The sequence below is a fragment of the Streptomyces sp. CA-278952 genome (assembly GCF_028747205.1).
GTDB lineage: Bacteria > Actinomycetota > Actinomycetes > Streptomycetales > Streptomycetaceae > Streptomyces.
Genome location: NZ_CP112880.1, coordinates 3,551,746 through 3,564,810 on the forward strand (window position 1 = coordinate 3,551,746; position 13,065 = coordinate 3,564,810).

The 13,065-nt window shown below is 71.5% G+C and carries 6 protein-coding genes; all 6 read right to left on the reverse strand.

The annotated features are described in order from the left end of the window. Positions 1 to 91 precede the first annotated feature (91 nt). The 6 genes from tmk to N7925_RS15865 all read right to left on the reverse strand — a co-directional run bounded on the left by tmk (position 92) and on the right by N7925_RS15865 (position 12,735). Positions 92 to 3,439, reverse strand: coding sequence for a dTMP kinase (gene tmk, locus N7925_RS15840; protein WP_274344212.1), 3,348 nt, complete (start codon positions 3,437 to 3,439; stop codon positions 92 to 94). Between the two features lie 286 nt (positions 3,440 to 3,725). Next, on the reverse strand, positions 3,726 to 6,629 hold the full coding sequence (gene topA, locus N7925_RS15845; RefSeq protein WP_274344213.1) for a type I DNA topoisomerase: 2,904 nt from the start codon (positions 6,627 to 6,629) through the stop codon (positions 3,726 to 3,728). A gap of 281 nt (positions 6,630 to 6,910) precedes the next feature. Beyond that, positions 6,911 to 7,108: a hypothetical protein gene (locus N7925_RS15850; RefSeq protein WP_032791540.1), complete on the reverse strand. Its 198-nt coding sequence runs from the start codon at positions 7,106 to 7,108 to the stop codon at positions 6,911 to 6,913. Positions 7,109 to 7,643: 535 nt separating this feature from the next. Then, entirely contained in the window at positions 7,644 to 9,170 is a 1,527-nt protein-coding gene (locus N7925_RS15855) for a class I SAM-dependent methyltransferase (RefSeq protein ID WP_274344214.1), read from the reverse strand. A 79-nt stretch (positions 9,171 to 9,249) separates the two neighbouring features. Then, on the reverse strand, positions 9,250 to 9,936 hold the full coding sequence (locus N7925_RS15860) for a small secreted protein (RefSeq protein WP_274344215.1): 687 nt from the start codon (positions 9,934 to 9,936) through the stop codon (positions 9,250 to 9,252). Positions 9,937 to 10,305: 369 nt separating this feature from the next. Next, positions 10,306 to 12,735, reverse strand: a complete 2,430-nt coding sequence (locus tag N7925_RS15865; protein ID WP_274344216.1) for a sodium-translocating pyrophosphatase — start codon at positions 12,733 to 12,735, stop codon at positions 10,306 to 10,308. Positions 12,736 to 13,065 lie beyond the last annotated feature (330 nt).

Genomic DNA, 13,065 nt, shown 5'->3' on the forward strand with positions numbered 1-13,065 from the left:
CTCCATTGTGGGGGACGCCACTGACAGTGCGGCCCGCCCGCCCCCGGAGGGACGGACGGGCCGGGACTTCACCGTCGGCGCTGGGCGGGCGTCAGCCGCGCGGGCGACGTCCCCGGCCCGCGGGGCCGTCGTCCTCCTGGCCCCCGAGCAACTCGTCCGCCAGGGTCGGCAGATCGTCCAGCGGGGTCTCCTCCGCCCAGTCCGGGCGGGGGCGCTTGCGGCGGCCCTGCTGCCGGTCGGGCGTCTCCCCGGCGTTAGGGTCCTCGACCTGCGGCAGTTCCCGGGTGCGCTCGTTCTCGTTCTCCGCGGGCGAGGCCGCCCGGCTCTCGTCCCGGAAGAAGCCCTGGGGCACCCGGTCGGAGGGCCGGTCGGCGGGGACCGGCGGCAACACGGCCGTCTCATCCGCGTCACGGGGCTGCCGCCGGTCCGCCGGCTGATCCTCCGGCCGCCGGTCCGAGAAGCGCGGCAGCATCGCCGTGTCGTCGTCCCCGAGAGCGGACCCTGAACGTGCACCCCTGCCCGTGCCCGTGCCCGTGCCCGTACCCGTGCCCGCACCGGATCCGGAAGGACGGTCGTCCTCCGGCCGGACCGCCGGGACCGGCTGCGTGATCTCGTTCGGGTTCACGATCGGTGTGGGCACCGTGAGCTCGTTCTCCGGAACGGACGGGCCTTCCGACCGCGAGGACGACCGCGAAGAGGTCTCCGTACGAGAGTCACGGGAGTCGCGGGAGTCGCGGGAGTCACGGGACGCCCGCGCCTCCTCCGCCCGCCGGGCCTCCGCACGCTCGGCCTCCGCACGCTCGGCCTCCGCACGCTCGGCCTCCGCACGCTCGGCCTCGGCGCGCGCCGCCTCCGTACGGGCTGCGGCTTCGGCCTCGGCCCGGCGGCGAGCCTCCTCGGCGCGCATCAGGGCTTCTTCGGCCCTGCGCTGCTTCTCCAGCCGCTGTGCCTCGGCCTCCTTGCGGAGCCGGGCCTCCTCCTCGGCCTGCTTGCGCAGGCGTTCCTGCTCGGCCTCGCGGACCCGCTCCTCGGCCTCCAGCCGGAGCCTGTCCTCCTCGGCACGGCGGCGGGCCTCCTCGGCGCGCTGCCGGGCCTCCTCCGCCTGGCGCTCGGCCTCGCGGCGGCGGGCCTCCTCCAGCTCGCGCTGCTTGCGCTCCTCCTCCTCGGCGCGCAGCCGGGCGAGCTGCTCCTGGCGCTCCTTCTCCAGGCGCTCCTCCTCGGCCTTGCGGGCGGCCTCTTCCTCCGCCTTGCGCCGGGCCTCCTCGATGGCCTGGCGGCGCGCCTCCTCGATGGCCTCGATCTCGGCCTCGGAGAGCGGCAGGAGCTGGTCGAGCCGGTGACGTACAACCGTGGTGATCGACTCCGGCTCCTGGCCGGCGTCCACCACCAGATAGCGCGTCGGGTCGGCGGCGGCCAGGGTCAGGAACCCGGACCGCACCCGCTCGTGGAATGCGGCCGGCTCCGACTCCAGCCGGTCCGGCGCCTCGGTGAACCGCTCCCGCGCGGTCGCCGGGTCGACGTCCAGCAGCACCGTCAGATGCGGTACGAGGCCACTCGTCGCCCACCGCGAGATCCGGGCGATCTCGGTCGGGGCCAGATCCCGGCCCGCGCCCTGGTAGGCGACGGAGGAGTCGATGTAACGGTCGGAGATGACGATCGCGCCGCGCTCCAGCGCCGGGCGGACGACGGAGTCGACGTGCTCGGCGCGGTCGGCGGCGTACAGCAGGGCCTCGGCCCGGTTGGACAGACCGGCGGAGGACACGTCGAGCAGGATCGACCGCAGCCGCTTGCCGACCGGGGTCGCCCCGGGCTCGCGGGTCACGACGACCTCGTGGCCCTTGGACCGGATCCAGTCGGCGAGCGCCTCGACCTGAGTGGACTTGCCGGCTCCGTCCCCGCCCTCCAGGACGAGGAAGAAGCCGGTGGCCGCCGGCGCGACCGCCGGGTCGCCGCCGCGCAGTGCCTCGCGCAGGTCCCGGCGCAGCGGCACGCCCGCCCGGTCGTCCGTCTTGGCGAGGACGAGGGCGGCGACGGGCAGCAGCAGCGCGCCGAGGAGCATCAGGGTGAACGCGGCCCCGCCGTGGGCGAAGACGAAGTCGCCGGCGACCAGGCGGTGCCGGCCGATCGCGGCGGCCAGCAGAGGACCCGCGACCGCGCCGAGCGCGACGAGCACCCGGACGACGGCCTGGAGGTGCTCGGTGGTCCGGGCCTGCCGGAACGCCTCGGTCTCCTGGTCGATCAGGGTGTGCCCGGTGTTCGCCGCGACCCCGGCGGCGTAACCGGCGAGCAGGGCGATGGCGATCCCGGTCGCGGTGTCCGGCACCAGGCCGAGCGCGAGGAGCGCGAGGCCGGTGACCATGATGGCCAGCGCCAGCAGACGGCGGCGCGACAGGGTCGGCAGCACATGGCGCGCGGTGCGGATGCCGAGGGCGGTGCCCCCGGTCAGCCCGAGGACCAGCAGCGCGAACGTCGCGGGCCCGCCACCGAGGTCGTACGCGTGCAGTACGGAAACGGCCGCGGCAGCCGCGACGGCTCCGGCGAGGGCCGCGCAGACCGCGACCAGCAGGGGGACCGCGCCGGTGCGGCCCTTGTCGGGGCCGTTGCCGGTGGCGGGGCGGCGCAGCCCCTCCAGCGGGGAGCGCGGCCGGGGCGTCGCCGTGGCCGGGAACCGAAGGAAGTACAGGGTGGAGATGGAGGCCGAGAAGAGTCCGGCCGCCACGTAGGACCCCAGGGCCGCCTGGTGGAAGGAGAACCACTCCAGGCCCGAGCCGAGGAGGTTGCCGACCAGCGTGGCGGCCAGCAGGACCAGCGCGGCGGCGGGCACGGCGAGGAAGTTCGTACGCAGCGAGAGGCGGCGCAGGGCGTCGAGGTGGTCGGGCAGGGGGCGTACGGCCGCGCCTTCGAGGGGCGGGGCGGGCAGTAGCGCCGGGGCGGCGCTGTCCTTGGCCACGGCCCAGAGGCGCTCACCGGCGCCGGTCACGAAGACGGTGATGAGGATCATCATGAGCGCCTTGTCGGGCGTCCAGTCGATCCACAGCGGGGCGACGACCAGGAGCGCCAGGCGCAGCCCGTCCACCCCGATCATCAGCCATCGCCGGTCCAGCTTTCCGCCGGGCCCCGTGAGGGACGTCAACGGCCCCAGGAGTACGGCTCCGAAGAACAGGGTGGACAGGATCCGGGCACCGAAGACGGCGGCGACGGCGAAGGCCGCCCCGCGGTATCCGGTGCCGAATGAGCCCTCAAGGACCGCCGCTTGCAGCGACAGCAGCACCAGCACGAGAAGGGCGAGTGCATCGCCGATACCGCCGACGAGCTGGGCACTCCACAACCGCTTCAGCGGGGGAATACGCAACAGGGCCCGTACGGCGCGCTCGCGTGAGTCTGCGGCAAGTGTGTCGGAGGTGGGGCTCACGACCGTTGGCTGCTCGGCTCGCGTCATCCGCCCAGCCTATCGGCAGCGGTGCGGTGAACGTCGGCCCGTCCGAACATATGGACGCAGACAGCTTCCGGCCATGGTGCACGAGACCCTCTTGCGCACTGCCGCCAGGCCCCCCTTCGCGCCCCACCGCCGCGCACGCTTTCGCACGGCCGCCCGGCACGCCTACGCGCCACCGCCCCGCGCTCTTCCGCACCACCGCCCCGCACACCGACGCACCACCGCCCGGTACCTGGATCACAAGGATCGAGGTACCGGGCGGCTGGGTGCGATCCGCGCGACGGCTGGGTCAGTCGTCCGACGGGGCGGCGGCGGAGGACGAGGCCGAGGCCGTCTTCTTCGCCGTCGCCGTCGTCTTCTTGGCGGCCGTCTTGGCGGTCGTCGCCTTCTTGGTCGTCGTCTTCTTCGCCGCGGTCTTCTTGGCGGCCGTGGTCTTGGTGGCCGTCGTCTTCTTCGCGGCCGTCTTCTTGGCCGTCGCCTTCTTCGCCGGGGCCTTCTTGGCCGTCTTCTTCTTGGCGGGCCCCTTGGCGCGCTTCTCGGCGAGCAGCTCGTAGCCGCGCTCCGGCGTGATGTCCTCGACGCTGTCGTCGGTCCGCAGCGTCGCGTTGGTCTCGCCGTCGGTGACGTACGCGCCGAAGCGGCCGTCCTTCACCACGACCGGCGCACCGCTGACCGGGTCGGTGCCCAGCTCCTTCAGCGGCGGCTTGGCCGCGGCCCGGCCGCGCTGCTTGGGCTGGGCGTAGATCGCGAGGGCCTCTTCGAGGGTGATGTCGAAGAGCTGGTCCTCGGAGGTCAACGACCGGGAGTCGGTGCCCTTCTTCAGGTACGGGCCGTAGCGGCCGTTCTGCGCGGTGATCTCGACGCCCTCGGCGTCCTCGCCGACGACGCGCGGCAGCGACATCAGCTTGAGGGCGTCGGCGAGGGTGACCGTGTCCAGGGACATGGACTTGAAGAGGGAGGCGGTCCGCGGCTTCACCGCGTTCTTGCCGGTCTTCGGCGTTCCCTCGGGCAGCACCTCGGTGACGTACGGGCCGTAGCGGCCGTCCTTGGCGATGATCTGGTTGCCGCTGACCGGGTCGGCGCCCAGCTCGAAGTCGCCGCTGGGCTTCGCCAGCAGCTCCTCGGCGAGCTCGACGGTCAGCTCGTCGGGTGCCAGGTCCTCGGGGACGTCGGCCCGCTGGTGGCCCTCGGCGTCCTTCTCGCCCCGCTCGATGTACGGGCCGTAGCGGCCGACGCGGAGCTTGATGTCGTTGCCGACCGGGAAGGAGGAGATCTCCCGGGCGTCGATCGCACCGAGGTCGGTGACCAGGGCCTTCAGGCCGCCGAGGTGGTCGCCGTCGCCGTTGCCCGCGTCGGAGGCCGCTCCGACCGCGGCGGTGTCGTCACCGGGCTGGGCGCCGAAGTAGAAGCGCTTGAGCCACGGCACGGACTGGGCCTCGCCCCGCGAGATGCGGTCGAGGTCGTCCTCCATGCGGGCGGTGAAGTCGTAGTCGACGAGCCGGCCGAAGTGCTTCTCCAGCAGGTTGACCACGGCGAAGGACAGGAAGGACGGGACGAGCGCCGTGCCCTTCTTGAAGACGTAGCCGCGGTCGAGAATGGTCCCGATGATCGAGGCGTACGTCGACGGGCGGCCGATCTCGCGCTCTTCCAGCTCCTTGACCAGCGAGGCCTCGGTGTAGCGGGCCGGAGGCTTGGTGGCGTGCCCGTCGACCGTGACCTCATCGGCGGACAGCGCGTCGCCCTCGGCCACCTGCGGCAGCCGGCGCTCACGGTCGTCCAGCTCGGCGTTCGGGTCGTCCGCGCCCTCGACGTACGCCTTCATGAAGCCGTGGAAGGTGATCGTCTTGCCGGAGGCGGAGAACTCGGCGTCCCGGCCGTCGCTCGCCCGGCCGCCGATCTTGACGGTGACGGAGTTCCCGACGGCGTCCTTCATCTGGGAGGCGACGGTCCGCTTCCAGATCAGCTCGTAGAGCCGGAACTGGTCGCCGGTGAGGCCGGTCTCGGCGGGGGTGCGGAAGCGGTCGCCGGAAGGGCGGATCGCCTCGTGCGCCTCCTGCGCGTTCTTGACCTTCCCGGCGTACGTACGCGGCTTCTCGGGGAGGTAGTTCGCCCCGTACAACTGCGTGACCTGGGCCCGGGCCGCGGAGATCGCGGTGCCCGAGAGGGTCGTGGAGTCCGTACGCATATAGGTGATGAAGCCGTTCTCGTACAGCTTCTGCGCCACCTGCATGGTCGCCTTCGCCCCGAAGCCCAGCTTGCGGCTCGCCTCCTGCTGGAGGGTCGTGGTCCGGAAGGGGGCGTACGGGGAGCGGCGGTACGGCTTCGACTCGACGGACCGGACCGCGAAGGAGGAGTCGGCGAGCGCGGCGGCCAGGGCGCGGGCGTTCGTCTCGTCCAGGTGCAGGGTCTGGGCGGAGCCGGCCTTCAGCTGCCCGTCGGGACCGAAGTCGCGGCCCTGGGCGATCCGGCGGCCGTCGACCGCGCTGAGGCGGGCGGTGAGGGTCGAGGGGTCGGAGGCGTCACCGGCGCGGCCGGTGGCGAACTTCCCGGTCAGGTCCCAGTACTCGGCGGAGCGGAAGGCGATGCGCTCGCGCTCCCGCTCGACGACGAGCCGGGTGGCGACGGACTGGACGCGGCCCGCCGAGAGCTTCGGCATGACCTTCTTCCACAGGACCGGCGAGACCTCGTAGCCGTAGAGGCGGTCGAGGATGCGGCGGGTCTCCTGGGCGTCGACCATGCGCTGGTTGAGCTCACGCGGGTTGGCGACGGCGGCCCGGATCGCGTCCTTGGTGATCTCGTGGAAGACCATCCGGTGGACCGGGACCTTGGGCTTGAGCACTTCCTGGAGGTGCCACGCGATGGCTTCGCCCTCGCGGTCCTCATCGGTGGCGAGGAAGAGTTCGTCGGACTCGGCCAGCAGCTGCTTGAGCTTCCTGACCTGGGCCTTCTTGTCGGCGTTGACGACATAGATGGGCTGGAAGTCGTGTTCGACGTCCACCCCGAGACGGCGTACCTCGCCGGTGTACTCGTCCGGGACCTCGGCCGCGCCGTTCGGGAGGTCGCGGATGTGCCCGACGCTCGCCTCGACGACGTATCCGGGGCCGAGATAGCCCTTGATCGTCTTCGCCTTGGCAGGCGACTCGACGATGACGAGTCGGCGGCCGCCCTGTGCGGTCTCGCTGGTCGGGGACAACTTCGCTCTTCTCTCCGGTCGACACTCGATGGGCATCCGGGCAGCGTCATGACGCTGCCCGCGGTGCTGTCGCTGCGGAGTGTGACGGTACAACCCGCCCCCGTGTCAAACGGCAAAAGCCCGCAACGGCCACTCGAACGGTAACCCGACTTCCGCCATTCCTGCCGCCCGGACCGCCGGGTCCGCGCCGCACGGAGGCTTGGCCAGTGCCTTTTCGGAGGTGGTCGCGGTGTCCGCCGGGCAACCTGTCGGCCCGGGCGCCGCACTGCCGGGGGCGGGGATCAGACGAGCGTGAAGCACCACACGCCGAGGCCGAGGAAAACTACGCCGAAGAGCGTCGTGAGTGCGGTGGAGGCGACGGGGCTCACACCGTGCGCCACCGGCGCGCGGTGCAGGGCTCGCGCCCCTGTCCAGATCAGGAGGGCCGCGCCGAACAGCGCCAGGGCCGTACCGGCGAAGACTGCTGAGACGCTCTCCATGTCGTACTCCTGGACCGTCGTGGCGAACCACCCGGGGCGGGCCGGCCGGTCCCGGAGCCGGACCTGGGCGGCCCGGCACGGGGAGGCTGTCACCCCGGGGCATCGCCCACACGAACCCCGGGTGAACAGCACTCCCCAGCCGACCAGCGGAACCCCATCGGCCGCATACGGACCGCTTGCGGACGGCTTGCGGACCGCTTGCTGACGGCTTGCGGACCGCGCAGGGACCGCGCAGGGATCGCACGACCGGAATGCGCGGCCCGGGCGGTCCGGAAAGCGCGCCGAGCGGGAACGCACTGGTGACGAGGCCGGCACCGTCCGACCGAGGGGCGCCCCACCCCGTACCGGAAGGCGGTCGCGGTCACTGTCCTACGGACACGGCCTCCAGCTCACACCGTCGTACGGAAACGGCCTCCAGTTCGCCGACCGCCGCACCCTCCGCACTCGCCGCGCTCTCCACACCCCCCGTACTCGGCGCGCTCTCCGACGCCTCCACGCTCTCCGCGCTCTCCGCGGCCTTCGCGCACTCCGCGTCCTACTGGCCCCGCGGTACGGCGCCGGGCGCCGGTTCCAGGAAGCCCTCCTCGACCAGCAGCCGGATCGCCTGCGGGGTACGGTCGCGCAGGAGCACCGGGTCTTCCGCCATCAACTGCGCGATGGCGTCCAGGATCCGCCCGGCGGGCAGCGATCCGTCGCACACGCCCGCGAACCCGGCGGCCACCGCGTCGACCTTGGTCGCCCGCATCATGCCGCCGTGCTGACGCAGCACCACATGCTCGGGGTCCTCCGCGCCCGGCAGGCCGACCTGCTCCTGCACGACCTCGGCGGCGAGGACGAAGTGCCCGGCGAGCAGCGCCGCGTCGTCCTGGTCGCGGAGGTAGTCCTGGCGGGCGAAGTGCTCCTGAACGGCCTGCCCGAGCGGCTGCCGCACCGCGTGCGGCCACTCCTCGATCACGATCGAGGGGTTCCCGGCCTCCGCCGCGGCGGATTTGCGGAGGGTGATCCAGCCGAATCCGACGGCCGTGGCGCCCCGTGCCTCGAACTCATCGAGCCACGCCTCGTACCGCTCGGTGTACTCGGCGGGGCCGCTGCGGTGGTCGCCGCTGTCCCGCAGCCACAGCTCGGCGTACTGCGTGACGTCCTGGACCTCGCGCTGGACGATCCAGGCGTCACAGCCGTACGGCACCCAGGAGCGCAGCCTGTCCTGCCACTCCTCGCCCTCCACGTGCTGCCAGTTGGCGAGGAACTGGGCGTAACCCCCCTCGTTCAGATGGGCGCCGGACTGCTGCACCAGCGCCCGGCACAGGTCGTCGCCGCCCATGCCGCCGTCCCGGTAGGTGAGGCGGGCGCCGGGCGAGATGACGAAGGGCGGGTTGGAGACGATCAGGTCGAACGTGTCGGAGCCCACCGGCTCGAAGAGGGAGCCCTCGCGCAGTTCGGCGGGGGCGGCGCCGGACAGGGCAAGGGTGAGCCGGGTGAACTCCAGGGCACGGGGGTTGAGGTCGGTGGCGGTGACCCGGGTCGCGTGCTGGGCGGCGTGCAGCGCCTGGATGCCGGAGCCCGTACCGAGGTCGAGGGCCGAGGCGACCGGCGCCCGGACGGTGATCCCGGCGAGGGTGGTGGAGGCCCCGCCGACCCCGAGGACGACACCCTCCTCGCGCGAGCCGATCCCGCCCGCACCGCCGACCGCGCACCCGAGGTCGGACACGATGAACCAGTCCTCGCCGTCCGGCCCCCCGTACGGCCGTACGTCGACGTCCGCACGGACCGTCCCGTCGGCGTGGCTCACCCAGCCGTCCGCGACGCACTCGGCGAGCGGCAGGGCGGCACGCGCCTGCTCCTCGGCGACGGGACGCTGCAGCAGGAACAGCCGCACCAGCGTGTCGAGCGGGGTGTCACCCCGGGTGGCCCGCAGGGCGGGGACCGTCTCGCTGCGGGCGAGGGCGGCATAGGCGGGCGCGCCGAGGCGGTCGAGGAGCCCGTCCGCGGTGAAGTCCGCGGCGAGCAGGGCCTCACGGAGGGCGGCGGCGTGGTCGGGTGCGGGAAGGCTGCTCTTACTCACCCACCCATTGTGTCCGCTCCCACCGACAACGGCAGCGGCCCGGACACCCACGTGGGTGTCCGGGCCGGATGAACGGCGCTCAGCCCTTCTTCTCCGCGGAGTCCTTGTCCGCGGAGTCCTTCTCCGTCGAGTCCTTCTCCGTCGCATCGTTCTTGTCGGCGTCCGTGCCCGCCGGCGGCGCGTCGGAGCCGGCCGCCGCGGAGCCGGAGGGGCCGGTCGAGGCAGTCGGCTTCTGGCAGCCCTTCTGCTTCGACATCGCGACGCCGACCTCACCGGACTGGAGCTTCTTCAGGGCCTGGTCACCGCTGGTGCTGATCTTGTTCAGCTCGTCGGCGATGCCCTTCAGCCCGTCGGCGAACTTCGCCTGGTCCTTGGTGTCGAGCGCGTCGACCTCGGTCTTGAGGTCGGCGTACGCCTTGGAGGAGGCGTTGAGCTCCTTGACCGCTTCCTTCTGCGTGGTCTCGCCGTCGTCCACCGGCGGCGGACCGGCGGAGTCCACGGCGGTGCCCAGCGACTTGTACGCCTGGGAGATCTGCTGGAAGGCGGCCGAGTCGGTCTTCTGGACGTCGGCGGGCTTGCTGTTGTCCGCGGTCTGCTGCTGGATGGAGGCGTTGGCGTTGGCGATCTTCTGCAGTTGCGGCTGAACCTGGTCGCAGACCTTCTTGGCCCAGTCGTTGACCTTGTTGTCGCTGTCGTCGCTGCAGCCCGACAGCGTCAGTACGAGTACCGCACCGCCGGACAGTGCGGCTGCAAGCTTCTTGTTCACCGGATTGGTCCCTTCCAAGGCTCTCGGCCCCGGAACTTACACGCCGAGGGGACGACAGCCGGGTGCCGGTCATCCGGTGTGCACGCTTTTGAAGCCATTTGCACCAAGGGAAATGAGGGAGACGCCACTCGCGCCGAGAATCAGACGCACGATCGGTAACTCATCCGAAAGGCTGCTCCCGATCATCGGGAGGGACAGCGGAGGCGGAGAAGGAGCGGACGGACGCGGAGGCGGAAGCGGAAGCGGAAGCGGAGACGGGACGGAGGCGGGACAGAGGCGGGACGGACGGCGCGTCAGCAAACACCACCGCCCGCCCCTGACCGCGCGTCACACAGCTGCGCGCGCCCGGCGCGCCCCGCTACGTACGGCTCACGGGGCCGCCGCTGGATCCGGCGCGCGGACCGAGGGACCACCATCCCCCGAGGCGTCGTCGTCGCCCACGGCGATGCCGCGCCGCTTGGAGACGTAGACCGCGACGACGATGATCCCGATGGCGACGACGGCCACCAGCGCCCGCACCCAGGGATTGGCGTCCGCTCCGTAGCTGAACTGCACGATCGCCGGGGCGATGAGCAGGGCGACCAGGTTCATCACCTTGAGCAGCGGATTGATCGCCGGACCCGCCGTGTCCTTGAACGGGTCACCGACCGTGTCGCCGATGACGGTCGCGGCATGGGCCTCGCTGCCCTTCCCACCGTGGTGGCCGTCCTCGACGAGTTTCTTGGCGTTGTCCCAGGCGCCGCCGGAGTTGGCGAGGAACACGGCCATCAGCGTGCCCGTGGCGATCGCGCCGGCGAGGTACGAGCCGAGGGCGCCGACGCCGAGGGAGAAGCCGACGGTGATCGGCGCCAGGACCGCGAGCAGTCCCGGCGTGGCCAGTTCACGCAGGGCGTCGCGGGTGCAGATGTCGACGACGCGCCCGTACTCCGGCTTCTCCGAGTAGTCCATGATCCCGGGGTGCTCGCGGAACTGCCGCCTGACCTCGTAGACCACGGCCCCGGCGGACCGCGACACGGCGTTGATGGCCAGGCCGGAGAACAGGAAGACGACCGCTGCGCCCAGGATCAGGCCGACGAGGTTGTTGGGCTGCGAGATGTCCAGGCTCAGCCCCAGCTCGCCCGCCCCGGCCCCGACCTCGTCCACCGCCGTGGCGATGGCGTCGCGGTAGGACCCGAAGAGCGCCGCCGCCGCGAGGACGGCGGTGGCGATGGCGATGCCCTTGGTGATGGCCTTGGTCGTGTTGCCGACCGCGTCCAGGTCGGTGAGCACCTGGGCGCCGGCCCCCGTGACGTCCCCGGACATCTCGGCGATGCCCTGGGCGTTGTCCGAGACCGGTCCGAAGGTGTCCATGGCCACGATGACGCCCACCGTGGTGAGGAGCCCCGTCCCGGCGAGCGCGACCGCGAAGAGCGCCAGCATGATCGACGTACCGCCCAGCAGGAACGCCCCGTAGACGCCCAGGCTGATCAGCAGCGCGGTGTACACGGCCGATTCCAGGCCGATGGAGATGCCCGCCAGCACCACGGTGGCCGGGCCGGTGAGCGAGGACTTCCCGATGTCCCGGACCGGGCGGCGATTGGTCTCGGTGAAGTAGCCGGTGAGCTGCTGGATGAGCGCGGCCAGGACGATGCCGATGGCCACCGCGACCAGGGCGAAGATCCGCGGATCGCCACCGTGCCCGGCGATCGCCTCGTCGGTGACCCCGTCCAGCTCGGCGTACGAGGAGGGCAGATAGGTGAAGGCGGCGACGGCCACCAGAACGAGCGAGACCACCGCGGAGATGAAGAAACCGCGGTTGATCGCGGTCATGCCGCTGCGGTCGGCACGGCGCGGGGCCACCGCGAAGATCCCGATCATCGCGGTGAGGACGCCGATCGCCGGGACCATCAGGGGGAAGGCGAGACCGGAGTCGCCGAACGCGGCCGTACCGAGGATGAGCGCCGCGACGAGCGTCACGGCGTACGACTCGAAGAGGTCGGCGGCCATGCCCGCGCAGTCACCGACGTTGTCGCCCACGTTGTCGGCGATGGTGGCGGCGTTGCGCGGATCGTCCTCCGGGATGCCCTGCTCCACCTTGCCCACCAGGTCGGCCCCGACATCCGCGGCCTTGGTGAAGATGCCGCCGCCGACCCTCATGAACATGGCGATCAGCGCCGCGCCGAGGCCGAAGCCCTCCAGCACCTTGGGCGCGTCGGCGGCATAGACGAGCACCACGCAGGAGGCCCCGAGCAGGCCGAGTCCCACCGTGATCATTCCGACCACGCCACCGGTACGGAAAGCGATCTTCATCGCTTTGTGCGAGACGGCGGTGAGATCCTTTTCCGGCTCGCCTTCCGCTGGAGTCGCCTCACGTGCGGCTGCGGCCACCCGCACATTGCTCCGTACGGCGAGCCGCATGCCGATGTATCCGGTCGCCGCGGAGAAAAGCGCACCCACCAGGAAGAAGAGGGAACGCCCTGCGCGCTGCGACCAGTTGTCGGCCGGCAACAGGAACAAGAGGAAGAACACGACGACGGAGAAGACACCGACCGTGCGCAGTTGTCGGGACAGATAGGCGTTCGCGCCCTCCGAGATCGCCGCGGCGATCTCCTTCATGCGTTCGGTGCCCTCGCCGGCCGCCAGGACCTGGCGTACGAGCAACTGGGCGACGATCAGCGCGGCGACGGCGACGACCGCCACCACGATGACGATCAGCCGGTTGCCGTCGGTGAGTACCGCCGCCGCGAGTGAGACGGGTCGGTCGGAAAGTGCGGATTCTTGCGTCAGTGCTGCCATTGGGGTGGTGAAGAACTCCGCCATACGTCCTCCTTGACGCTCAGCGCTCAAGTCGTGGACGGATTGTAGGGAGCGGAACCTGATCAAAACAGTGGGTGGGAAGAGAATTGATCGCTCTCCCCCCAACGCCGGAAGATCAGCGGAGAGATTGTCCTCGAATGCAGTAATGAGACAGACGCATTACGCGAAGATAATCAAGAAAAAGGCCCTGCTCAGCAGGGCCTGGTAAATCGAAACATCATCCGCGCGGCTCAACGCCCACGATCCTCAACGCGCACGGACCGGTGGACGGATCTCAACACCTCGGCACCTGGAATGACGGACAGAGGCACCGGAGCGGCGGCCACGGGCACG

What these genes read in the sequence shown, in the direction of transcription:
- tmk (WP_274344212.1), bottom strand. Translation starts at nt 3,439, where the DNA reads ATGACGCGAGCCGAGCAGCCAACGGTCGTGAGCCCCACCTCCGACACA.
- N7925_RS15850 (WP_032791540.1), bottom strand. Translation starts at nt 7,108, where the DNA reads ATGGAGAGCGTCTCAGCAGTCTTCGCCGGTACGGCCCTGGCGCTGTTC.
- N7925_RS15865 (WP_274344216.1), bottom strand. Translation starts at nt 12,735, where the DNA reads ATGGCGGAGTTCTTCACCACCCCAATGGCAGCACTGACGCAAGAATCC.